The sequence below is a fragment of the Streptococcus sp. KHUD_017 genome, assembly GCF_054861245.1.
Window position 1 is genome coordinate 1459624 of sequence record NZ_CM142175.1, and the last position, 24909, is coordinate 1484532.

General features: G+C 39.5%; 19 protein-coding genes and 1 other RNA gene. 4 read left to right on the top strand and 16 right to left on the bottom strand.

Going from position 1 to position 24909, the window contains the following annotated elements; genetic code table 11:
* Positions 1-8 precede the first annotated feature (8 nt).
* From fni to ACVAMZ_RS07280, 11 genes are all read right to left on the bottom strand, one after another.
* On the bottom strand, positions 9-1010 hold the full coding sequence (gene fni, locus ACVAMZ_RS07230; protein ID WP_461684473.1) for a type 2 isopentenyl-diphosphate Delta-isomerase: 1002 nt from the start codon (positions 1008-1010) through the stop codon (positions 9-11).
* The gene (locus ACVAMZ_RS07235) at positions 988-2001 is read right to left on the bottom strand and encodes a phosphomevalonate kinase (RefSeq protein WP_461684474.1); all 1014 of its coding nucleotides are present in this window, start codon (positions 1999-2001) and stop codon (positions 988-990) included. The genes fni and ACVAMZ_RS07235 overlap by 23 nt, the downstream gene beginning before the upstream one ends.
* Positions 1988-2941 carry a diphosphomevalonate decarboxylase gene (gene mvaD, locus ACVAMZ_RS07240; RefSeq protein WP_461684475.1) on the bottom strand — a complete coding sequence of 318 codons (954 nt, stop codon included), beginning with the start codon at positions 2939-2941 and terminating at the stop codon, positions 1988-1990. Before mvaD ends, ACVAMZ_RS07235 begins: the two co-directional genes overlap by 14 nt.
* Entirely contained in the window at positions 2923-3801 is an 879-nt protein-coding gene (mvk, locus tag ACVAMZ_RS07245) for a mevalonate kinase (protein ID WP_414292949.1), read from the bottom strand. The genes mvaD and mvk overlap by 19 nt, the downstream gene beginning before the upstream one ends.
* Positions 3802-4006: 205 nt before the next feature.
* Positions 4007-4696 (bottom strand): response regulator transcription factor, encoded by a 690-nt coding sequence (locus tag ACVAMZ_RS07250; protein ID WP_414311856.1) that lies wholly within the window; start codon positions 4694-4696, stop codon positions 4007-4009.
* Between the two features lie 11 nt (positions 4697-4707).
* Positions 4708-6132 carry an NADP-dependent phosphogluconate dehydrogenase gene (gene gndA, locus ACVAMZ_RS07255; RefSeq protein WP_461684476.1) on the bottom strand — a complete coding sequence of 475 codons (1425 nt, stop codon included), beginning with the start codon at positions 6130-6132 and terminating at the stop codon, positions 4708-4710.
* Positions 6133-6208: 76 nt separating this feature from the next.
* A complete protein-coding gene (mapZ, locus tag ACVAMZ_RS07260) occupies positions 6209-7648 on the bottom strand; it encodes a cell division site-positioning protein MapZ (protein ID WP_461684477.1) in 1440 nt (479 codons plus the stop codon).
* Positions 7641-8819, bottom strand: a complete 1179-nt coding sequence (locus ACVAMZ_RS07265) for a THUMP domain-containing class I SAM-dependent RNA methyltransferase (protein WP_461684478.1) — start codon at positions 8817-8819, stop codon at positions 7641-7643. The genes mapZ and ACVAMZ_RS07265 overlap by 8 nt, the downstream gene beginning before the upstream one ends.
* An 82-nt stretch (positions 8820-8901) precedes the next feature.
* Positions 8902-9283, bottom strand: an RNA gene (gene rnpB / locus ACVAMZ_RS07270) — RNase P RNA component class B.
* Between the two features lie 18 nt (positions 9284-9301).
* Positions 9302-9637, bottom strand: coding sequence for a cell division regulator GpsB (gpsB, locus tag ACVAMZ_RS07275; RefSeq protein WP_324248683.1), 336 nt, complete (start codon positions 9635-9637; stop codon positions 9302-9304).
* 69 nt (positions 9638-9706) lie between these two features.
* Positions 9707-10234, bottom strand: coding sequence for an SLOG family protein (locus ACVAMZ_RS07280; protein ID WP_461684479.1), 528 nt, complete (start codon positions 10232-10234; stop codon positions 9707-9709).
* Between the two features lie 67 nt (positions 10235-10301).
* Between ACVAMZ_RS07280 and recU the strand changes: the two genes are divergently transcribed.
* Both recU and pbp1a read left to right on the top strand, forming a co-directional pair.
* On the top strand, positions 10302-10898 hold the full coding sequence (recU, locus tag ACVAMZ_RS07285; protein WP_461684480.1) for a Holliday junction resolvase RecU: 597 nt from the start codon (positions 10302-10304) through the stop codon (positions 10896-10898).
* The gene (gene pbp1a / locus ACVAMZ_RS07290) at positions 10895-13030 is read left to right on the top strand and encodes a penicillin-binding protein PBP1A (RefSeq protein ID WP_461684481.1); all 2136 of its coding nucleotides are present in this window, start codon (positions 10895-10897) and stop codon (positions 13028-13030) included. Before recU ends, pbp1a begins: the two co-directional genes overlap by 4 nt.
* Before the next feature lie 79 nt (positions 13031-13109).
* On the opposite strand, the gene ACVAMZ_RS07295 is transcribed toward pbp1a, so the two are convergent.
* Positions 13110-15092, bottom strand: coding sequence for a peptide ABC transporter substrate-binding protein (locus tag ACVAMZ_RS07295; RefSeq protein ID WP_461684482.1), 1983 nt, complete (start codon positions 15090-15092; stop codon positions 13110-13112).
* Positions 15093-15297: 205 nt separating this feature from the next.
* Between ACVAMZ_RS07295 and ACVAMZ_RS07300 the strand changes: the two genes are divergently transcribed.
* Positions 15298-15780, top strand: coding sequence for an S-ribosylhomocysteine lyase (locus tag ACVAMZ_RS07300; protein WP_006151868.1), 483 nt, complete (start codon positions 15298-15300; stop codon positions 15778-15780).
* A gap of 58 nt (positions 15781-15838) precedes the next feature.
* On the opposite strand, the gene ACVAMZ_RS07305 is transcribed toward ACVAMZ_RS07300, so the two are convergent.
* Both ACVAMZ_RS07305 and pflB read right to left on the bottom strand, forming a co-directional pair.
* Positions 15839-17941, bottom strand: coding sequence for an AAA family ATPase (locus ACVAMZ_RS07305; RefSeq protein ID WP_461684483.1), 2103 nt, complete (start codon positions 17939-17941; stop codon positions 15839-15841).
* Positions 17942-18342: 401 nt separating this feature from the next.
* A complete protein-coding gene (pflB, locus tag ACVAMZ_RS07310; protein WP_049527379.1) occupies positions 18343-20658 on the bottom strand; it encodes a formate C-acetyltransferase in 2316 nt (771 codons plus the stop codon).
* Positions 20659-20896: 238 nt separating this feature from the next.
* On the opposite strand from pflB, the gene dinB reads away from it, so the two are divergent.
* Positions 20897-21958: a DNA polymerase IV gene (gene dinB, locus ACVAMZ_RS07315; protein WP_461684484.1), complete on the top strand. Its 1062-nt coding sequence runs from the start codon at positions 20897-20899 to the stop codon at positions 21956-21958.
* 34 nt (positions 21959-21992) lie between these two features.
* Here the strand turns inward: dinB and ACVAMZ_RS07320 are convergent, their stop codons facing one another.
* Together ACVAMZ_RS07320 and ACVAMZ_RS07325 are read right to left on the bottom strand one after the other, a co-directional pair.
* On the bottom strand, positions 21993-22838 hold the full coding sequence (locus tag ACVAMZ_RS07320; protein ID WP_461684485.1) for an undecaprenyl-diphosphate phosphatase: 846 nt from the start codon (positions 22836-22838) through the stop codon (positions 21993-21995).
* A 62-nt stretch (positions 22839-22900) separates the two neighbouring features.
* Positions 22901-24796 carry a DUF2207 family protein gene (locus tag ACVAMZ_RS07325; RefSeq protein WP_461684486.1) on the bottom strand — a complete coding sequence of 632 codons (1896 nt, stop codon included), beginning with the start codon at positions 24794-24796 and terminating at the stop codon, positions 22901-22903.
* Positions 24797-24909: the final 113 nt, after the last annotated feature.

A 24909-nucleotide genomic window follows, 5' to 3' on the forward strand; every position in this document is an offset into this window, starting at 1 on the left:
CTCTTTCTTTACATTTGTTCTTTTGCTTCTTTTAATTTTCCATAAAGGAGATAGTCGACCTCTTGCAAATCTTCAATTCTTTTACAATTAAGGGCACACATAATCAAGCGTAGGTCTTCCTTCCAGCTTTCAACAATGGAAATAACGACGTCAACAGAGTAATTTTCAACCAGCTCTAACATAGTGCGTGATAGACCAACTGCCTTGGCTCCAAACACCAAGCATTTGATGATATCTAGTGGATTGCGAACTCCTCCACTCACCAAAAGTTCCATCTTGTCTTTCCAGTCTTGGGCATTCAGAAGAGCTTGCATGGTTGATTGCCCCCAATCATTGAGGTAGTCACGTTGACCGCTACGACGATTTTCGATATAGGCAAAGCTAGTTCCGCCACGGCCAGATAAATCAACCGTACGTATCCCCATCTCGTATGCCTTAGCAATGGTCTTCACATCCATGCCAAAGCCGACTTCTTTTAAAACAAGAGGTACAGAAATCTGATCAGCATAATCTTTCAGATTATGCTGCCATAATCTAAATTGACGTTCACCTTCTGGCATGAGCAATTCTTGCATGACATTAACATGAACTTGTAAGAGGAGAGGATTCATCTCTTTCACTGTTTGTAATCCTAGTTCTACAGGTTTGTCTAAGCCAATATTGGTTCCAAGAAGGAGGTCAGGGTAACTAGTTTTGACTGAAAAAGAGTCATCTGAAGGATCCTTAAGAGCAGCACTGTAAGAACCTGTTACAAATAAAATCCCACAGGATTCAGCCACCTGAGCCAGCTTTTGATTGATTTCTCTCCCCTTATCGCTTCCACCCGTCATGGCATTGATATAAAAAGGAAAGTCCCATTTTCGCCCTGCAAATTCTGTCGAAAGATCAATTTCATCTAAGTCATATAAGGGTAGCGAAGAATGAATCAGTTCAACTTCATCAAAACTATTATAAGTACTGCTTTGTTCAAGGGCATAGCGGATGTGTTCATCCTTCCGATTTGTCGTCATGTCCTATCCTTTCTTGATATAAGAGCTCAATTCCTAGATCAGCCCATCGTTTTTTCAGTAGTGTGGTCGAATCTTGGTCAAAACTGAGGGATATACCACAGTCTCCACCACCAGCACCACTGCTCTTAGCAACAGCTTTCAAGTCTTGGCTGGCATTTTTTAATTGCCTGAGCGAAGGTGTGTAAATATCTGAACTCAAGCTTTCTAAAAGTTGGCTGGCTTGTTCCAGCAAGTCAATAATGGTTTCTTCTTGACCTACCTCCAAAGCCTTTACCAAGTTAGCTACTGTTTCTTTTGAAGCCTGTAAAAAGCTAGAGTTCATATTATCCTTGATTTGCTTGACCATATAACTTGATACAGCCACTTCCTTGGTCCAACCAACCAGAAAGTCAAATGTCAAGACCGGTTCAACACTCCTAATAGAAAATCCCCAGTCACGTGCTAATACAGCTTGCAAGTCTTCTTTTTCTAGCCAATCTGCCACTTTCTCACGGTCAAATGACTGATAGAGGACGAGGTCTTCTGATACGATACAGGCAATGTCCCCCATGGAGCCATTGTCCCCACGTTTAAGAAGTACAGCACTCGCCAATTTAAACAAGAGTTCTCTATCAGCTAATCTTTCATAGAAGGCAAGCATGGCCTTGATGACCAAGACAACTACACTACCACTAGAACCCAGACCAAACTTCTTGCCCTCGCGCTCCATTTTCCCACGAATCTCTAAAGAAAAAGGCTGCAGTTCAACTCCTTGGGTAGTTAGATACTCCTCCACCAAAGCTACTGTTTCTTGAATCAAGGCATATGAAGAATCCGGTCGCAAGTCTACACTATAGGAATACATATCTGAGTAGAGTCGATAATTATTAGACGCTTTAATCTCAGCCGTCATATAGATGGGAATAGCCTTGATCAAGGCCAACTGCCCCGGCTCTAAAATAGCATATTCACCAGCCCAATAGAGCTTTCCACAAGTTTTAACAAGCGTCATCTTGGCTCAAGTCCTTTGTCTTTGATACGATCAAGCGATAGCGTTGACCTAAAAGTTCTGATAAATGTTCCAAGTCCTCTTCCAAGCAAAGAACCTTGACATTAGGGCCCGCATCCATGGTAAAGTAGCAAGATTCTCCTTGTTCTCTAAGCTGACGAACAAAATCCATAGCCTCATAACTAGCATCTGTCAGATAAGAGAAGGAGGGAGTGGCTGTTTTTGTCGTAGCATGCATAGCCAAGGCGTTCTTCTCTGTCAATTCTCCAACTTTCTTAAAGTCATTCTCCTTGAGGTAGACTAACATATCCTTGTAATCTTGTTCAGATTGACGAATCCACTCATCAAAAGTCGTAGAAGTTTCGACACAAAGTTTCATCCCATCTCGACTGGAAATTGGTTTTTTCTGGTCTTCCAAGACCAACATAATCATAGCTAGTTTCAAGTCAGTTTCAACAGGATAAATCTCTCCACTATCCTTGTCCCAGGCTGCCAAGGGGCCATAAAAACTACGAGATGAAGAACCCGATGCAAACTTAGCTTCCAAGGCCAATTCTCTGCGATTCAGCCCAAGTTGGAAAAATGCGTTACAAGCTTTGACCAAGGCAGATAAACCACTGGAACTTGAAGAAAGGCCTGCTGCTGTTGGCATATTGTTCTTAGTATCGATACGAACAAAACCTGCTCCTTCAGGACGGTAGCGGTCAATGATTTTACTCATCTTGTCATGCTCAGCTTCGTTTTGCAACTGACCATTGATGTAAAAGGCATCCGCCTTTGCATCTGTTGGTAAAGGAGAAAGTGTCGTCTCCGTATACATATTTTCTAAAGTCAGAGAGATACTGCTAGTCGCAGGAACCATCTCTTTTTCTGCTTTCTTTCCCCAATATTTAATAATAGCAATATTGGCATAGGAACGTACTGTTACAGGCTTTCGATCCATGTCTGAACAGCTCCTTTCTCTTCTAATCTTTCAGCTAAATCTTGAGCTTGGTGATAGTCGGCTACTAAGGCTATGATACAGCCACCTAAACCACCACCACTCATCTTAGCACCTAAAGCACCATGTTGAAGAGCAGTTTCAACCAAGGCATCAGCCTCAAGGCTACTAACTCCTATTTCTTTTAGATTCTCATGTGCTTTTGTTAAAATCTCTCCCAGCTTCACGGCATCTTTTGTCTTTATTGCTTCTTCTGCTTGCTGGGTCAACTCTCCAAGTGCATACAAGAAAGGTAAAGCTTCCTTACCCTTGCTCTCTACAACTTGAATAGCTTCACGAGTGTGTCCATAGACTCCTGTATCTGCAATGACCAGATAAGCCGACAAGTCCATGGCTAGTTCTTCAAAACCAACATTCTTGATAAAACGAATAGGCTGGTCACTAAGACAGGTCTTAGCATCCAATCCGCTAGGATTCATATGAGCAATCATCTCTGCCCGATTGACTAGGATTTCTAGCACATCATGTGGAAGTTCTGCTTGGTAATAACCAAAAACCGCTCGAATGGCTGCAATGCTAATAGCTGCCGAAGAACCCATTCCCCGTTTTTCTGGGATAGCCGAGTCAATTTGACAACGGATGCAAGCATCTTTGATATTCAGATACTCGAGGGAAGCATAAACTGCCATGGACAAGGTGTCCTCTTCAAAAAGACGCCATGGTGTTGCTGCCGGTACAACCCGACAAGTCACCTCTACCTCTAAAAGAGGCAAAGAGATGGCTGGATAGCCGTAAACGACTGCATGCTCCCCTATTAAAATAATTTTACTATGTGCCTGACCGACACCAACTTCTTTTGTCATTTAATCCTACTATCAGACGAAAAGCGTCTGTTTCTAGATAAAATTTTAGAACTTTATTCCATTCTATTTTATTATATTTTCACAAAAAAAGCGATTGTTTCCTTTCAGTTTCACCAAGCAAGAAATATATTTATAATTTGACTTTAAAAAAAGGATTGACCTTGATTAGATATTAAAAAAGCAGTTACACAAGGTAACTGCTTTTCTATTCTTGCATGGTGTAACCCACACCGCGCACGGTTTTAATGTAACTTTTTTGACCTTTTACGTCAAGTTTGCTACGTAGATAACGGATATAAACATCCACGATATTGGTTTCGGTCGCACTTTCATACTTCCAAACACTTTCCAGCAACTGCTCTCGAGTTAAAACCTTCTTGCTTCCCATAAGGGTAGCCAAAAGGTCATATTCACGACGTGTGAGGGCGATCATTTCCTCACCACGATAGACAGTATGATGTTCTACGTCCATACGCAGATTGCGATAGGATGTCGGAACCTTCATTTGACTACAGTGTTGGTCGATAAAATCCCGACCTCGGAAAATTGCTGCAATACGAGCCACCAAATCATCAATAATGACTGGCTTGTAGATATATGAAACAGCGAAACGCTGGATTGTTTCAAGTTGGTCTTGCAATTCTTCTCGATGGTCCAAGACTATAATAACCGAAGCTGGCTTAGTCCGACTCAACTGTTCTGCAAAACCCTGGGCTGTCATATCCCCTAGATGAGCATTTAGTAAAATCAAGTCATAGTCAGTCTGAAGAGCCATGGAGAGGGCTTTTTGACCCTCTTCTACCAGATCAACTCGGTATTGCTCTTTTTGGAGTTCCAGACTTAAAAAATGAGCTAGATTTCTTTCTTTCTCAAGTAATAAAATCCGTTTCCCCATGGCTGACCTACTTATTTTTCGTCATACCAAGAGTAGTGGAATGTTCCTTCTTTGTCTTTACGTTGGTATGTGTGGGCACCAAAGTAATCACGTTGTGCTTGGATCAAGTTTGCTGGAAGGTCAGCTGAACGGTAGCTATCAAAGTAAGTGATGGCTGCTGAGAAGGTTGGTACTGGTACACCTGCTTGAACAGCAAGAGCTACGATATCACGAACAGATTGTTGGTACTTAGCTGTTACATCCAAGAAGTACTCATCCAAAAGAAGGTTAGCAAGATCTGCATCACGGTTGTAAGCATCTGTAATCTTTTGCAAGAAACGCGAACGGATGATACAGCCATCTCGCCAGATAGATGCAATATCTGCAAATGGCAAGTTCCAGTTATTTTCTTTAGAAGCTACACGCAATTGCGCAAAACCTTGTGCGTATGAGATGATTTTTGAGAAGTAAAGAGCTTGACGGATTTTCTCAATCAATTCAGCCTTGTCGCCTTCAAATTTGAAAGCAGCTGGTTTTGGAAGCACCTTGCTAGCGTGTACACGTTCTTCTTTGTAAGTTGAGATGTAACGTGCAAATACTGACTCAGTAATGAGTGACAATGGAACACCAAGGTCAAGAGCTGATTGGCTAGTCCATTTACCAGTTCCTTTGTTTCCTGCAGCATCCAAGATGTAGTCTACGATTGGTCCATCTTGACCTTCATCATCTTTACGGCTCAAGATATCAGCTGTGATTTCAATCAAGTAGCTGTCCAATTCACCCTTGTTCCACTCAGTAAAGATTTCAGCCATGTCTTCTGCTGAAAGACCAAGCAAATGTTGCATAAGATCGTAGCTTTCTGCGATCAATTGCATATCACCGTACTCGATACCATTGTGGACCATTTTCACGTAGTGACCTGCTCCATCAGGACCGATGTAAGTCACACATGGTTTTCCATCTTCTGGTGCTTTTGCAGAGATCTCTTCAAGAACATCTGCTACCAAGTCATAAGCTTCTTTTTGTCCACCAGGCATGATAGAAGGACCTTCAAGGGCACCTTTTTCACCACCAGAAACACCTGTACCGATAAAGTTGATACCTGAGTTCGCCAATTCTTCATTACGACGAATGGTATCTTTGTAGAAAGTGTTTCCTCCGTCGATCAAGATGTCGCCTTTATCCAAATGTGGAAGAAGGGCTTGAATCGTTGCGTCTGTACCAGGTCCTGCTTGAACCATGAGCATGATACGACGTGGTTTTTCAATTGAGTTTACGAAGCTTTCAATATCATAGCTTGGCACAAAGTTTTTATCAGGGTGGCAAGCAATCACATCTTCAGTTTTCTCTTTACTACGGTTATAGATAGCAACTGTGTATCCACGAGATTCAATATTAAGGGCAAGGTTACGACCCATTACGGCCATACCAACAACACCAAAGTTTGCTTTTGTCATGTGACACTCCTCTTATTTAATATGTTTTATTTTATCACGTTTATCTGTGAAAAGAAAGAATTTTATAACAATTTGACTAGTAGTCTAAATCATCCGCATGGCCAGAACCATTCCCAACAAAGTAACCTGTCTTACAGTTAAGGGTGAAGAGATAAGTTCCATCTGGTTTGTAAAGATTATAATAACCATTGCCATTAACGATATTTACAGGTTCCAAGATATATTGGTTTCCAGTGATATATCCACGTGCACGGGATGTCTCAAGAATTCTTTCAAGGACACCATCTGCAAATGTCCAAGCAGGGTTACTGCTGTCATTAACAGCTGATTGATTGTACGGTACTCGGCTCACACCTCTTTGCAAATTAACGCCTTCACTCGATAAGCCACCATTAGTAGATGCAGAAGAATCGCTTATTGAAGTAGAGGGACTGCTTTCTGTAGTTGGACTTGACACTTCCTGGCTAGCTGCTGTTGTCGAATCTGTCGTCGTACTTGCTAGTTGACTCTTACCAAGACTGATTGCTTTATCTAGCAATTTATCAATTTCTGTATTTCCAGTTTTGATATCTGTAAATTTCGCGTCTGCTTTGATTTTTGCGTTTGTATCCAAGACACCATCTGTAATAGCTGGAGTTTCAAATTGAGAATTAACTTCTTGAATTGCTTTTATCTGAGTTTCCAAGCTATCATATTTTGATTTGGCAAGAGTATATTCTCTCGCTCCCTCAAGTTTATCCAGAAGTTCCTTCAATTGATTAAGTTGACTAAACTGGCTATTTTTAAGAGCCGTTTTGTTTTCATCGGTATAGAATGTATCATAGAGAGTATTAAATTGTTCCAAAACTGACTGATTACTTACCAGACCTGAATCTGCCGCTTTCGTTTGAATTTCTTGAGAAGAACGAGAAATTTGGCGATAAACGTAATATGAACCTCCCAAAATTAAGAGGAAGAATAAAATAATGACTGACAGGATTGCCAATTTTTTCTTACTTTTTGGCTTCTCAATAGGCTGAACAGAACGAGACAAGAGTTGCAGTTGTTCGTCAGTTTCTTCATCAACTACTGCAGCTTGCGAATTAGCAACTTCAGCCATTTCAACAGCATCCAATTCGTCTTTAAAAGGTTGCTCGAGAACTTTTGTTTCTTCAGCATCAACTTCTTGAGCTACAATCTCCGTGGTCTCTGCAGCTACTGCGTCTGCAATTGTTTCCCCTTCTGAACTTGATGTATTTTCTTGTTCAGTCGTTTCTCTCACTTCTTGAATCATATCATCCAAGCTTTGAGCAGGCTGGTCTTTTTTTGTTTGTAAATTTTCAAACTTATCAGCTTCGATTTCTTCACGATGTTGTTTAATATATTTGTCCAAGACCGTATCTTCCGGAGTTACACCTGCCTCAACTTCTTCGTTCTTACGAATGGCCTGACCAACCGTTAAATCTTTCGCTTCTTCAAATTCAAATTTAGGTTCTTGCTCACCCTTATGATGGTGGTTACGTCTTTTCTTACTCATTTGCATTCCTTTCTAATTTGACATCTTGTCTTTTCACTCGTTGACCAAAATATTGATATAAATCAACTTTCAAGGTACCGTTATAGAGTTTCCGTTTTTTATCTGCCTGACTACCATATTTACTTTCAAAAGCTTCATCACTAGTCAGGATAAATTTACTCCATGTTTTAAGGGGGGCAAATACTTTTCCCATCTCAGTATAGAGCTTGGTTACTCCTGCATCATCTGACAAGCGTTCTCCATACGGTGGATTCGAAATAATAACTCCATTGATCTTGTCCGTTCGCAAATCCTGCACGCGCATCTGCTTAAAGTGGATATCCTTAGAAACTCCCGCAGCATGAGCATTTGCCTTCGCAATTTCTACCATACGACCATCAATATCGCAGCCCATGATATCTAGCTCAATCTCACGATTAATCTTCTTGCTAGCTTCCGTACGAATCTCCTGAATCAAACGATCACTAACCCAATTCCATTCTTCGAAAGCAAAGGAACGGCGTAAGCCTGGCGCCATATTACGAGCAATCATAGCCGCCTCAATACAGAAGGTTCCTGAACCACAGGTTGGATCAATCAAAGGTTTATCTGGATACCAGTTTGATAATTGCAGAATTGCTGCTGCCATGTTCTCTTTAATAGGAGCACCACCTTTTTCAGTACGATAACCTCGTTTGAAAAGACTAGAGCCACTTGTGTCAATCATGATAGTCGCAACATCTTTAAGAATTGAAACTTCTATTTTAAACTCTGGACCATTTTCCATCAGCGGAACACCTTCTGGTCGAGCATAATGTTTCTGCAATTTCTTGACAACTGCCTTTTTAGAAATAGCTTGAACACTGGGTTCATTATGAAGTTTTGATTTGACACACTTAGCCTTAGAGATTGGGAAACGCGCTCCGAGTGGAAGATAGTTTTCCCAATCTAAGGCAAAAACTCCTTGAAAAAGTTCTTCAAATGTTTTAGCGGGAAAAGTCCCAACAACAATCTTAATCCTATCTGCAGCTCTTAGCCACAAATTAGTTTCAATAATTGCCTTTACATCCCCTTCAAAGCGAACGCGACCATTCTCAACTTGACAATCATAGCCAAGTGCACGTACTTCACGACCTACAACAGCCTCTAAACCCGCTGCAGCAGTCGCTATTATATTAAATGTTTGTTTCATGTCAGTCTTTAAAGACCTTTCTCTTGTTCACCTTTAAAAAATGAGGTTGAGAAAATTTCTCAGCCCCAACCTATATGCAATTTTCTATAAGCCATGTTTTGTTCCAGAAGTGACTAGGACCACTTCTTTCGATAATCATCTGTCTACCACTAACAGCTAGAAGCTGCTAGCAGTCAGAGTACTACGTTCGTTTCCGCGCACTCCATGCCCCGACCAAAATTTGGGTTGCTAGCTTGAGGGGTTTACCGCGTTCCACTCTCTCTGTTTCCAGAAAGACTACGTCACTGTGGCACTTTCAGAGCTACTAAAACATATCCGAAAACTTAGTCTCTTCACTCGCCGTAACGATCTCTCGTCCCTAGGCTTATGGTTTCGCCTAGCACAAACACTACAGGCATCACAGCCTGTGCTAGCATGGACTTTCCTCATGAAAAGATAAACTTTCCACGCGATTATCCAAAAATTGCACTACTGAATGATTCTTAGAAATCTGAGTTTTCTACGATTTGTTTACCAAATACTTCTTTTTCAAGACGATTCAAGCGTTTCAAGATATCAAAGTTAGTCATAGAAGTCGTACTTCCAAGCTCAGCAGGTTCAGACGTTACAGATACAGGTGCCGCCTGAGGTTTGTTCGCCAATTCTTCTTTCAATTCTGCGACTTCCAAGCGTAGTGATTTAACCAACGCTGCATAGGTTTCATAATCCTTGATAACATCATCTAAGAATTCATCTACCTCTGCTTTACTGTATCCACGTACTTCTCTTCCGAAATCCTGCTCAAAAATATCCTTTGCTGTAAAAATAATACTTGCCATGTCTCTCTCCATTCTCAGTTACTAGTATTATTATATAAAAAAAGGCAAACAAAAAGCAAGGTCAAAGCCTCAATTTTCGGAAAAATTTTCTGCTATTTCGTTTAAATCCTCAAATGTTAATCTTTTTGTCATATAGTTGTCTTTCTTTTTCATCAGTTCGTAAAAAAATCTCAGTTTTGTTTCGTTTTCTTCATCGTAAAAAAGATAGGCTCCATCTGTATTTTCGAGTAAAAAAGTCTGATAATCTCTCAATTGGCCTTTGTGTTCATAGTTCGGATAGGCGTATTTAACAAAATCAACTTGTTTAAATCCACTAAGTTTGACCCGATTCCCCTCATTCCAGTTTTCCCCATGAGTCTCAAAATCAAAGATAGTCGCAAGTTGGAAACCAAAGTCATCTTTCATATCTCTGGCCACCTCCAAAACCCAGTGTTCAAATCCCAGGGTTCCCGTAAACACCAACCATTTCAACCCTTCGTCAGCCATTTTTTCCAAATCTCTACGAATGGCTTTTTTAATAATTTTTAAACGAATATCTTTGTCATTAAACAATCCTAAATCAAAGCTAGAATAGCCTAAAACCAAGACTGTATGCATTTTTTCACCCTTTCTGTTGACCTTTGTGGTATAATAGAGTGATGTTATTGTACCAATAAGGAGGACTATGGTCAACTATCCACATAAACTTTCATCTAAACAAAGTAAAACTTCTCTACCTCAAACTAAAAATTTCGCAAATCGAGGTATGAGCTTTGAAAAGATGATTAATGCTACCAATGACTACTATCTATCACATGGAGTAGCAGTTATTCACAAAAAGCCAACCCCAGTTCAGATTGTTCGGGTCGACTACCCTCAACGAAGTCGCGCTAAAATTGTTGAAGCTTATTTTAGACAAGCTTCAACCACTGACTACTCGGGTGTTTATGATGGATTCTACATAGATTTTGAAGCAAAGGAAACCAGACAAAAAAATGCTTTCCCGATGAAGAACTTCCATTCTCATCAGATTCAGCATATGGAACAGGTTCTCGAACAAAAGGGGATTTGCTTCGTCCTAATCCATTTTTCTTCTTATCAGGAGACATATTTATTACCGGCGATTGACCTCATCCGTTTTTATCATCAGGATATGGGGAAAAAATCAATGCCGCTTGATTATATTCGAGAGCACGGTTTTGTAGTTGAACAACAAGCTTTTCCTCAAATACCCTACCTCGATATCGTCAAACAACATTTACTAGGTGGTAAAACAATATGAACAAACAACTTATCTGGCGTATCGCTAAATATCTAGGAATTGGATTTTTAGCAGCCTTTATTGCTGCAATATTGATTGGTGGGAGTGTCTTCTTTTATTATGTATCTAAAGCACCAGAACTTTCGGAAAGCAAACTAGTCGCAACAACTTCAAGTAAAATTTACGACAGTAAAAACGAATTGATTGCTGACTTAGGAGCCGAGCGTCGTGTCAATGCTCAAAGCAGTGATATTCCTATTGAATTGGTCAATGCAATTGTCTCTATCGAGGATCACCGCTTTTTTAACCATAGAGGGATTGATAGTATCCGTATCTTGGGTGCTTTCTTACGCAACTTAACTAGTAGAGGTGGTCTTCAAGGTGGTTCAACCTTGACGCAACAGTTGATTAAGCTAACTTATTTTTCAACTTCTTCGTCAGACCAAACTATATCTCGTAAGGCCCAAGAAGCTTGGCTAGCTATTCAGTTAGAAAGAACTGCGACCAAACAGGAAATTTTGACATATTACATCAATAAGGTCTACATGTCAAATGGTAACTATGGTATGCGAACTGCAGCTCAAAGTTACTATGGTAAAGATTTAAAAGACCTATCAATTCCACAACTTGCTCTTCTAGCCGGAATGCCACAGGCACCTAACCAATACGATCCTTATTCTCATCCAGAAGAAGCAACAGAACGTCGTAATCTAGTCCTATCAGAGATGCAAAAGCAAGGCTATTTAACAGCTGAGCAATATGAAACAGCTATCAACACACCAATCACTGATGGTTTACAAAGTCTCAAAGGAAGCAACAGCTACCCTCCATATTTAGACAATTATCTCAAAGAAGTCATTGAACAAGTTGAAACAGAGACAGGCTACAACCTTTTAACTACTGGAATGGATGTCTACACTAACGTAGACCAAGACGTTCAAAAACGACTTTGGGATGTATACAACACGGATGAATATGTAAACTATCCAGATGATGAAATCCAAGCAGCTTCTACTATTATTGATGTATCAAATGGTAAGGTTATTGCTCAACTCGGCTCTCGCCACCAAGCTAGTAACGTATCTTTCGGTATTAACCAAGCTGTTGAAACTAACCGTGACTGGGGTTCTACCATGAAACCAATCACAGACTATGCCCCCGCATTAGAGTATGACATTTATGACTCTACTGCCTACATGCTGAAGGATGTACCATATAACTTCCCAGGCACCAGCACTCCAGTCTACAACTGGGATCGTGGCTATTATGGTAACATCACTCTTCAAACTGCTATCCAACAATCTCGTAACGTACCAGCAGTTGAGACTCTCGATAGAGTTGGACTCGATAAAGCCAAAAAATTCTTAAACGGACTTGGCATTGATTATCCAACCATGGTATATGCAAACGCAATTTCAAGTAATACGACTGAATCAGGTAAACAGTACGGTGCAAGTAGTGAAAAAATGGCTGCCGCCTATGCTGCATTTGCTAACGGTGGTATCTATCACAAACCAATGTATATCAATAAAATTGTCTTTAGCGACGGTAGTTCAAAAGAGTTTTCTGATCAAGGTACTCGTGCTATGAAAGAAACAACCGCCTATATGATGACAGAAATGATGAAAACAGTATTATACTCTGGTACAGGTCGAGACGCTTATATTTCATGGCTTCTACAAGCAGGTAAAACTGGTACATCAAACTACACTGATGAAGAGATTGAAAACCACATTAAAACAAGTCAATTTGTTGCTCCGGATGAAATGTTTGTTGGTTATACCCGTAAATATTCAATGGCAGTCTGGACCGGTTACTCAAACCGCCTTACTCCAATCGTTGGTGATGGCTTTACTGTTGCCACTAGCATCTATCGTTCTATGATGCAATATCTAGCAGAGGACGATCACCCTGGTGATTGGACAATGCCAGAAGGACTTTATAGAAGCGGTGATTATGTCTTTAAGAATGGGGCACGTAGCAACTGGGTTCAACAAACAACTCAACAATCCTCAACAACAGCTTCCAGCTCAACAACTGAAAATCAAACTTCAGTAGCTGAAACTACTAGCCCAAATACCGCTCAGAATCCAAATACTCCAAATACAAATCAAAACCCTCAACAAAATTCAAATCCGCAAGGACAACAATAATCATAAAAGACCTAGGAAGATTTTTCCTAGGTCTTTTTCTATCAAAAAAAGTGGAGTTAATCTCTAACTCCACCTTCTTTTATTTAACATGGTTTGCAAGATCTTCTTGCGCTTTTTTATTAGATTCTTCTTTTTCTTTCTTCCATTTATCTTGAGCTTTTTGATAGTCATCAGCAGTTACTGGTTTATCTTGAAGTTCAAGGTATTTGTACAAGAGAGCTTCACTTGTCCCCTTGTTACCTGAGTAAGCAAATGGAAGAGTGTATGGCACCATCTTAGACAACATTGGACGCCCAGTTTGAGAAGTTGTTGGAATAATCAATGCACTATCTGTCAACCAAGCTTGGGCAGCAGCATATTTATCATAACGTTTTGAAACGTCAGTGTCTTCGTTTCCAGCTTCAACAACCATCTTTTCGTAATCTTCCAAACCAACTTGTTTGGCAGCAGCATTGTTTGTTCCTGAATCAAATCCTAGGTAAGTCTTAGTATTTTCACCTACTGATGGCTTGATGATGTCAAGGTAAGTAGATGGGTCAATGTAGTCTGGAGACCAACCAACGTTATCTGAAAGGTCCCAATCTTCTCCAGCAGCCGTTTCAGCAAAGTAGGTAACATTGAGCACTTCATCTTTTTGAAGTTGTTGGACATCAACAACTACGTTATCAGCTCCTAATGTTGCTTCAAGTGATTGTTTTAACGATTGAACACGTTGTACTTTTGTAGTACTTGTTTGGTCAACAGGCATATCCAAGTGGATTGGGAATTGAACGCCTTCTGCTTGGAGTGCTGTCTTAGCTTTTGCAAATTCTGCTTTCGCTTTTTCAGGATTGTAAAGACCATCTTGAGCGTCGTCTAGATTAACATCTTTCCACTCGTCTCCATAGGTCACCAATTTTTCTTTAACTAATTCACCAAAGTTTTTACCGTCTGCTTGAACAAATGTTGGTGGTACGAACAAGTTACGAAGGAGTTTTGTTGCTCCACTTTCTCCATTAACTTGTGAAGCATAAGCTGTTCTATCAAAACCAAAGGCAAGGGCTTGACGGAAATCTTTGTTAAGGAGAGCTTTCTTAGTCGATGTCTTTTGTTCATCTGTAGTCTTAGAAGTGTACTTGTAAGATTGACGATCAATATTGGTACCAATCAAGTACGTTGAAGAATCTTGTGGTGTATAAACGATGTTGTCTTTAAACTCTTTTTCGAGTTCAGGATAACTTGCACTTGTTGGGAAGAGACGAGCCATTGAAAAGCTTCCATCTTTGAAGTTTTCTGCAAGTTTGTTATTGTCTTGACCATCCCAGAAAGATAGTTTTACTTTATCGATGTGAACATTGTCCTTATCCCAGTAATTTGGATTTTTCTCAAATTCTACTGAAGATTTAGCTACCAATGATTTCAACAAGAAAGGACCGTTGTAAAGAATACTGCTTGGATCAGTTGCTTTGGCAAAATCACTTCCTTTTGAAGTAAGGAATTCTTCATTGACCGGTGCAAGAACACCCATAGTTGTTTTAGAGTTCCAGAAACTTTCAGGTTTGTTCAAAGTGTATTGAACTGTCTGATCATCAATTGCCTTGATTCCAACTTCAGAAAAGTCTTTAACTTCACCTTTCACATATGCATCCAGACCCTTAATAGAATCTTGAACGAGATAAAGAGCTTCTGACTTGTTATCAGCTGCATATTTAAGACCTGTTACAAAGTCTTGAGCTTTCACAGCTGCGTACTCTTCACCTTCAGAAGTATACCATTTAGCATCTTTACGGATTTTGTAAGTGTAAGTCAAACCGTCTTGAGATACAGACCAGTCTTCTGCCATTGATGGCACAAAGTTCCCATAGCGGTCATTTTCCATCAAACCATCAATGACGTTACTAGTGATATTAGCAGTTGCAGCTTTACCAGTTGTCAAATAGTTGAGGTTGTCTGGGTCTGTTTCATAAACGTAAGAAAAAGTTTTCTCACCTTTTGCACTGGATCCTGAGCTTGAACAAGCTGCCAAAACACCTGACGCTAACAGAGTCACTCCTGCTAGGGCCATTACTTTTGAAAATTTCATAATAAACTCCTTTTTGACTTTTTATACATTATAGTCCCTTTTCAGCCAAGTGTCAATACAATTTTCAGAATTTTTCAAATTAATTTGAAAATATTTTATTCCTAGATTTCTAATGTGAAAATCTTTTTAGTAAAAATGCTATTATAGACATTTATCAAATATATCTTTATGATATAATGAAAGGAGAAAGTTGAAAGGAAATATCATGTCAAAAGAAGTTATTGTTGAAAGTTTTGAACTTGATCACACCATTGTCAAAGCACCTTATGTCCGTTTAATCGGAGAAGAAACAGGTCCTAAGGGAGATATCATTTCTAACTTTGATATTCGCTTGGTTCAACCAAATGAGGACTCTATCCCTACTGCTGGACTTCATACTATTGAGCACCTCTTGGCTAAGCTCATCCGTACTCGCATTGACGGTATGATTGATTGTTCCCCATTTGGTTGTCGTACAGGTTTCCATATGATTATGTGGGGACGTCATACTAGCGCTGAAATTGCTGCTGTCATCAAGGATTCACTAAAGGAAATCGCTGAAACAACAACTTGGGAAGATGTCCCAGGAACAACTATTGAATCTTGCGGAAACTACAAGGATCACAGCCTCTTTTCTGCTAAGGAATGGGCAAAATTGATTCTCCAACAAGGAATCTCAGACGATGCCTTTGAACGTCATGTCATCTAATAATAAAAAAAGGAACCAGCTTTTGAACTGGTTCCTTTTTTATACTCAAAATTTTAATTTAGGCTTTTTCACGAATGACCAAAACCCCATCTTCCATGTCAGCTTCAAGGTGTTTAGCATCAAGATTATCCAAGTGGAAATCTGTCACTTTATCACGGATTTGTTGTTCAACCACACGACGGAGAGGACGAACACCCATGACTTCATCATAACCTTCTTCAGTCATGTATTCTTTGGCAGCTTCGCTCACTGCCAAGTCGATTTCTTTCTTAGCAAGTGTCTTATTAACATCAATCAACATCAAATCTACAATCTTAGAAAGATCTTCCTTACTCAAGTGTGAGAATTCAATCACAGCGTTGAAACGGTTGAGGAATTCTGGACGGAAGTAAGGTTTCAAACGATCCATCAATTCTGGTTTGTCTGCATCTTCTGTCAAGTTTGCTTCATAACCAAAGCCAGCGTTTGAAGTTGCGATAATCACAGTATTCTTGAAGTTTACAGTGTTACCTTGACCATCTGTCAAACGACCATCATCCAATACTTGAAGAAGAAGAGTAATCACTTGAGGGTCAGCCTTTTCAATTTCGTCGAGAAGGACGATTGAGTAAGGGTTACGGCGAACACGTTCTGTCAAAGTATTGCTGTTGTCATCGTAACCAACATAACCAGCTGTTGTACCAATCAATTTAGAAACGGCTGTGCGGTCGCTATATTCTGACATATCTAAACGGATGATAGCATCTTTCGTTCCGAACATATCAAGAGCCAATTGTTTAGCCAACTCAGTTTTACCAACACCAGTTGGACCTACAAAGAGGAAGCTACCGATTGGGCGATTTCCTTCATCAAAACCTGCACGGTTCCGACGGATCGCTTTGGCAACGGCTTCAACAGCCTTGTCTTGACCGATAACTTTCGTTTGCAAACGATGACCCATATCTTTCAATCGTTCGATATCGGTTGCACCCATTTGTGAAACAGGAATACCTGTCATACGTTCTACAGACTCAGCTACGTCATTGACAGTCGCTGTCACCTTGTGATCTTCTGTATGGTTAGCAATTTGCTTTTCAAGTTCTTCGATACGAACTTTTGCATTTAAAGCTGCTTCATAATCTTCTTTAGCAGCCGCAGCTTCTTGTTTAGCTTTTTCTTCTTCAATTTCATGTTCCACAGCATGTACATCTGTTACTGGATGTTGTGCAGCTAAGTGAGCAGCTGTCACATCGACAAGGTCGATAGCCTTATCAGGCAAGCTACGTTGTGGAATGTATTGAACAGAGTAATCAACAGCTGCTTTCAATACTTCATCTGGCAAGATGACGTTGTGGTGTTGTTGATAAAGATCACGAATCCCTTGGAGAATCTTGAAAGTATCTTCAGCAGATGGAGCATTAACTTTTACTTCGTTGAAACGACGAGCAAGGGCTGCGTTTTTCAAGATGGTATTACGGTATTCATCTTGAGTTGTTGCACCAATCACTGTCAATTCCCCACGTGAAAGAGCAGGCTTCAAGATATCCGCAAGTCCTTTAGATCCTTGACCATCACCTGTGCTACCAGCACCAAGAATTTGATGAATTTCATCGAAGAAGAGGATAATATTCCCAGCTTCTTTGACTTCGTTTACCAAGTTTTGAATATTTTCTTCAAAGCTACCACGGTATTGCGTACCAGCTTCAAGACCTGAAATATCAATAGAGATAATTTCTTTGTTCTTGATTGCTGCTGGAACATCACCATTCACAATAGCTTGTGCAAGGCCTTCTACTACAGCAGTTTTACCAACACCAGCATCACCGACAAGAACTGGGTTATTCTTTGTACGACGAGAAAGGATTTCAGATGTTTCTTGAATTTCCTTGTTACGTCCAATAACCGGATCTAGCTTCCCTTCACGAGCTTCAGCAGTTAAATTACGTCCAAGTTTAGCAAGAATACCGTCTTGTTTCATACCTTTCCCTTGAACGTACTGAGCTTGATCACTTCCTTCGCTAGGAAGTTGACCTGTTTGACGGTAAATCGCGAATTCTTCAGGTGTTACTTCACGACCGTTAATCAAATAACGACGATTTTCAGAACTGTATCCACGCATACCACCCATCAATTGGTTAAACAAATCATCCATGTTGTTAAAGTTATTAAAGTTGTTATTCATATTTCATACCTCGTTAAATTCAAAATTAGTTAGTCAAATTAATTTGACTTTCTCTGACCTTTGTTTTAAAAATTTTAGACTAGCAATTTGCTACTCTACGTATAATTTCAGGTTTCTCTTTATCCAATACAGATTTTGTAATTGGATTTTCTAAAATACTAATGGTAAACATAGGTTGCACCTCTTTCTAGGTTTTACCCATACTTTAATCTTAAGATAAATTACACAATCACCTTAAAATCAAGGTTTTCTAAGGATTTTCTCATCCTTATGCTCTTAGTATATCACTTTGGTCAGTATTAGTCAAGAGATTTGACCAAAATTGACTAATTTTTTTAAAAAATTTTTTTATACCAAAAAACCAGTCAAAATGACTGGTTTTTATTTACTATTTGTGAATCTTAGCTCAATGCATCATCCATTGAAAGAACTTCGTGGAAGACACGTTGTGTTAATTCAGTTTTTTGTTCTGGAGTGAGGTATTTAGTGTTTACACAGTATCCAGAGATACGAACGATTACGTCTTCACCTGACATGATCTTTTCGTAAACATCGTTCAAGTCCATAACGTTCAAGTTAACGTGTTGTCCACCGTTTTCGAAGTAACCATCAAGGATTGTTACCAAGTTATCAACTTGTTCGTCACGAGTCTTACCAAGAGCACGTGGTGAAACTTGAGTTGTCAATGAGATACCATCAGCTGCGTAACCAAAGTCAAGGCTAGCAAGTGAGTTCAAGTTTTGCAACCATCCACCTTTAGCTTTGTTAGATGGGTTAGCACCTGGTGAGAAGAATTCAAGTTTAGACAAGTTCACTGAACCATCTTCGTTGAGGTATACACCTTTGTGGACTGGTGAGTTACCAGTTTGTTTAGAGTAAGCAACGTTAGATGTGATTGTCAAAAGTGATACAGTAGCTTCTGCGTCTTTGTAAAGTTTGTGGCTACGTAGACGAGTTGTGTAAGCTTCGATCAACCATTCTGCCAATTCGTTTGAACGTGGGTCATCTTCACCCCAACGTGGGTATTCACCGATTGTTTCATAATCGTAGATGTAGCCATTTTCGTCACGGATTGGTTTAACTGTAGCGTACTTGATAGCTGACAATGTGTCAACAGTGTTGGCGAATCCACAGATACCGAATCCCATGTTAGCACGTTGTTTAGTTGGCAAGAAGGCCATTTGAACAGCTTCGTAGTTGTACTTGTCAGTCATGTAGTGGATGATGTTCAAAGCATCTACATAAGTGTCAGTCAACCAGTCAAGAGATTTTTCGAAGTTAGCTTTAACTGATTCGAATTCAAGAACTTCGTCACGGATTGGTTCGATATCAAATACTTTGTAGTCTTTATGAACATCGTCATAACCACCGTTCAAACCAGTAAGAAGAGCTTTAAGAACGTTAACGCGAGCACCGAAGTACTGGATGTTGTGACGTTGTTCTTCGTTTTCTGGATCAAGTGGAGACACACAACATGAGATACAGCTCATTTCACCGTATCCATCTTTAGCCATTGTTGTAACACCTTCGTATTGGATTGAAGAGTGTTTGTGGCTCATGTGCATACAGTAGCGACGGAAGTTGTATGGCAATTTATCAGTCCAAAGAACTGTCAAGTTTGGTTCTGGAGAGTTACCGATATTGTCAAGAGTATTCAAGAAACGGTAGTCCATCTTAGTAACACGGTGACGACCATCGTTACCCATACCAGCCATAGAAGTTGTGATGAAGGTTGGGTCACCTGAGTACAATTGGTCGTAAGCTTTTGTACGAGCAAATTTAACTGTACGAAGTTTCATAACGAAATCATCAACAAATTCTTGGATTTCTGATTCAGTAAATGTACCACGAGCAAGGTCACGTTCTGCAAAAATATCCAATACGATTGGCACACGTCCAAGAGATGTAGCGGCACCGTTGATAACACGGCAGACAGCCATGAAGGCAATGTTTACCCATTGGATAGCTTCTTTAACGTTCATCGCTGGCTTACGAACATCAACTCCGTAAAGGTCACCCAAGCGAACAACTTGTTGCAATGCTTGGTATTGAAGGTTAATTTCTTCACGAAGACGGATTGTTTCTTCATCGATTTCTTCAATTGAGTTCCAGTCGTTTACTTTTTCTTGCATCAAGTAGTCTGCACCGTAAAGAGCAAGACGAGCGTAAACACCAATGATACGTCCACGTGAGTATGCATCTGGAAGACCAGTTACAGTGTGAGCGTGACGAGCGCGACGAATGTTTGAAGTGTAAGCGCGGAAGATACCGTCGTTAACAGTTGTTACGTATTTAGTGAAAATTTCGTGAACAGCTGGATCTGGTTCGTATCCATTTTCTTTCAAAGTAGTTTCAGCCATACGGATACCACCTTTTGGCATGAAGTTCAATTTGAAGAGTTCGTCGTTTTGGATACCATAAATCAATTCGTTTTCTTTGTCGATGAATCCTGCAGGGATGTCAGCGATAGAAGTTGGACGAGTGTCCATTGGGAAACGAGTTTCTTCGTAGTGTGCTTTAGTTTCTTCTACGATTTTTTTGATGTGAAGTGAACGTTCTGTTGGTCCTGCAAGGAAGCTTTCATCTCCATCATAAGGTGTGTAGTTAGCTTGTACAAAGCGTGATACACTTGCTTTTTCTTTCCAGTCAACACCTTTAAAGCCTTCCCAGGCTTTGTCAAAAATGTCCTGTGCTTCAACAACTGTCTTAACAACCATGTTAATGTCCTCTTTTATCTTTCTAGTAACAGTCATCTGTTACATTCATGTATTCAGTATACCACACAGTAAACGATTTCAACAAGTGAAATCACCTTTTTTTAACACTTTCTTTTATAATACAGTTGTTGTTTTCGCGATAACTGTATTATAGTTTTGAAAAAGATTTACTTATTTTCTATTTTTTCTGAAAAAGGTTATAATATAGCTAGTAATTCTATCAAAGAAAGGTCATTACATGCTCATATTTCCACTGATGAATGATTTATCTCGTAAAATCATCCATATTGACATGGATGCCTTTTTTGCTGCGGTAGAAATTCGAGACAATCCCAAACTAAAAGGGAAACCCGTTGTTATCGGTAGTGACCCAAGAAAAACAGGAGGTCGCGGAGTTGTTTCGACTTGTAGTTATGAAGCGAGAACCTTTGGCATCCACTCAGCTATGAGTTCCAAAGAGGCCTATGAACGTTGTCCACAAGCCGTTTTCATTTCCGGAAACTACGAAAAATATACTGCTATTGGTCAACAGATTCGAGCTATTTTTAAACGTTATACGGATAGGATTGAACCTATGAGTATCGACGAAGCCTATCTAGATGTGACTGAAAATAAGCTCGGTATCAAGTCTGCTGTCAAGATTGCTCGCTTAATTCAGCAGGATATTTGGCAAGAACTCCATCTGACCGCTTCTGCCGGTGTATCTTATAATAAGTTTTTAGCTAAAATGGCTAGTGACTATCAAAAACCTCGTGGTTTGACGGTCATTCTTCCTGATGAAGCCGTAGATTTTCTCCAACAAATGGATATCGCTAAATTTCACGGTGTTGGCAAGAAAACAGTTGAAAAACTCCATCAAATGGGTGTATATACGGGTACTGACCTTTTAGAGATTTCTGAAATCACTCTCATTGATCGTTTCGGAAGACTCGGTTTTGACCTTTATCGTAAAGCTCGAGGTATAGATAACTCTCCCGTTAAATCAAATCGTATCCGTAAGTCTATTGGTAAAGAAAAAACTTACAGTAAGATTCTAAGTCTAGATGAAGATATAAAAAAAGAGCTAACTCTCCTTTCGGAAAAAGTGGCCCTTAGTCTTCAAAAACATGAAAAAAGTGGTAAAATCGTCATTTTGAAAATCCGCTATGCTGACTTTTCTACTTTGACAAAACGAAAAACACTGAGCCAACAAACACAAGACTCTGAAGAAATCGCACAAAGCATTATCCAACTTTACGAAACACTTAGCGATAAAGACAAGGGTGTTCGCTTATTGGGAGTCACTATGACAGGATTTTAAAAACCTTGAAGGATCTTCCTTCAGGGTTTCTTTCTTATACAAATAATCGAACAAAGCTATAAAGTAGTAAGACACTACCAAGAACAATACGGTATTTACCAAACACTGTAAAGTCGTGTTTTTTGACATAGCTGGTTAAGAAACGAATAGAAACCATGCTGACTGCAAAAGCTACTACCATGGCTACCAAGAGTAAGAAGAATTGGCCAAAAGTCAAGACTTCTCCAGCCTTGATGAATTTAAAAATCTTCAAAGCGCTGGCTCCAAACATAACTGGAATTCCTAGATAGAAGGTAAATTCTGTTACCACTGAACGACTAGTTCCATTTAACAAACCACCTACGATAGTTGCTCCGGAACGGCTAGTCCCTGGTAGAAGGGCCAAGACTTGGAAAAGACCGATATACAATGCTGTTTTATAAGGTAATTTATCTAAATCAGTGACTGTTGGCTCAATCGCTTGCGCTTTATTACGTTTTTCAAGATATATGAAAGCAACCCCATAAACAATCAACATGATGGCTACTGAAACTTTGTTATAGAAATGGGTTTCAAACCAATCATCAAATTTAAAAACAGCTAATAAAGGAAGTGTCGCCACAAATACTTTGGACCATAATTGCCAAGTTCTACGAACTTGAACTTTATCCTTGCCTGGTTTAAAGGGATTAAGCTTGTTAAAGTAGATAACCATAACTGCTAAGATTGCACCCAGTTGAATGACGACATTAAACATAGACATAAAAGTTTCATTTTGATCTTTAAACTGGATAAACTCTTGTGCTAAAATCAAGTGGCCAGTACTTGAAATCGGCAGCCACTCCGTGATTCCTTCAACAATTCCAAAAAAGATAGCTTTTAAAATTTCAAAAAAATACATAGATTACTCCTTTTTTCTATCCTCCATTATATCATACTTTTAAAGGATGTGTTTAGTTTTCTTTAGAAAGCACCAACACTTCCACCACCGCCACCGCCTGAGAAACCACCCCCAGAGCTACCGCTTCCGGATGATACAGAAAAGGTACTTGCTGTATTTGCGACTGTTGCATAATGGTTTATATGAGAAGCTGATGCATGAAAGTTGGTATCCAATCCACAATATACATAAAGATTCATATCTGCATTTCTAAGCTGTATGTTATGGAGTTTCATGATTTTGTTCACTTTCTTGGCACATCCGTATAGAGTTGCATAAACCAAAAGTCGATTCCAAACAACAATACTCTCTAGTTCAGCCTTATCTAAATGGGCAATATCCCGAAGCATATTTTCAAAACTTGTCCAGAGATAAAATGCTTCTGCTCCTTCTTCATTTAAGACACCATCACGAGATGGCCCTCGTGTCGCAAAATGAACTAAGGCACTAGCAAGTAACCCCAGTAAACCGAGGGAAAGTAAAGGAATTGAGAAATAGCCACAGGTTCTTAGACTATAGTAAAAAATGAGAAGGCCGATAAGTCCTGTTACAGCTGAACAGACTTTCATTTTCTTCACAAGATTATTTTCTGTATCTGTCAAAGGGCGATAGTAGCTCGGAAGTCGTAAAATTTTTACCTTGTCTCGAACACAACTTTGCATACGTTGAAGTCGTCTCTCGAAAGAACGTTTTAGATGTAATCCGAATTCTCGAATATGTTTCTCATCAGCTTCCTTAGCACCATGGAACAAAGTTGAAGAAACTTGATATTCAAGGAAAAGGTCAGATAAAGCAATTTCTTTCTTAGTTGAAAGAGTCATGCGTAAACATTCCTTCTCAAAATTAGACAAGCCTTTTTCACTGTTAATTTTGATCCAAGGCTCTTCTTCACCTTGAAAAATGGATAAATGCCCTCGATCGACTAAATCTAACAAGGTTGCCTGGATTAGTTGTTCAAAGCTGAACTTACCAAACTTCTGCTTATTTAGAGGGCTAATTTCCTCTAAGGATGTTGAATAGATTGCTTCTGCCAAAACCATTGGAGGTAGGTCCATTGGGGGTTCGTAGAGACGATGATTCTTTGGATATACCTTTTTAAGAGTCGTATGCTGACGAAATTCTCTATAATAGTTGATTGTTAGTAGTAAGAGAGCCATAAAGAAGATTGGAAAAATCCATTTTATCATGACCTTGGCGTGCACTTTATCGGCTTTTATTTCTATCTCAACTCTTTTGAAGTTACTTAAATCATCTTCATTCAACCCTTGACTTGGAGCACTCGAGAAAGCTTCTCTCGGCCAATAGGCATGTAGTTCAACTTGACGTTTTTTAGGAAGATCCTTCATCTTCACCCAGTAGATATCATTGACTTTTTCGACACTTCCCTCATTGAGGAGTTCACCAGTATGGAAAAATAGTTTCTCTGCCGGACTATCTGAAGTTACTCGAAATTCCAGATCTTTGATATCCCCTGAACTATCTGTCAGTGGTTGCCAATTCAGCTCAGCAATATCCTGATATAAGAAAAGAAGATTTTTAAGTTGCCAAGTAACAGTCACACGAACAGTATCTCCTGCGTTTCCCGGATTAAAAATGGTGACCTTGTAGCCATCCTCTTCTTCCTTAGTATATGAGAGGACGTCTTGAACAATCTGGCCATTTTTGGATACTAAAACAGTTGGATCATCATCAATTTCAAATCCCTTCGGCATTTTCCCTGCTTTTCCGAGTCCAATCAATTGACCATTAAAATCATCATTAAAGTGGTAGGTGATTGTTTCTTTGAAAACCGCTGTATTATCTGCATGAATATTCAAATCACCCTTATAGGATAGAATATCGAAGTCTACTGCAAAAACTAGACGAGGCACAAATAGCAAACAGGTAAATACCAGAGCAAGAACCCATCTCTTTTTCATTTTACATTCCCTTTCATGTTTTTTCACTATTATATCATTTTTTAGAAGTTAAGGTTTACTTGTATTGAAAATCTTACCATTTTTAGATACAATAGAGGGAGCCATTTTTAGAC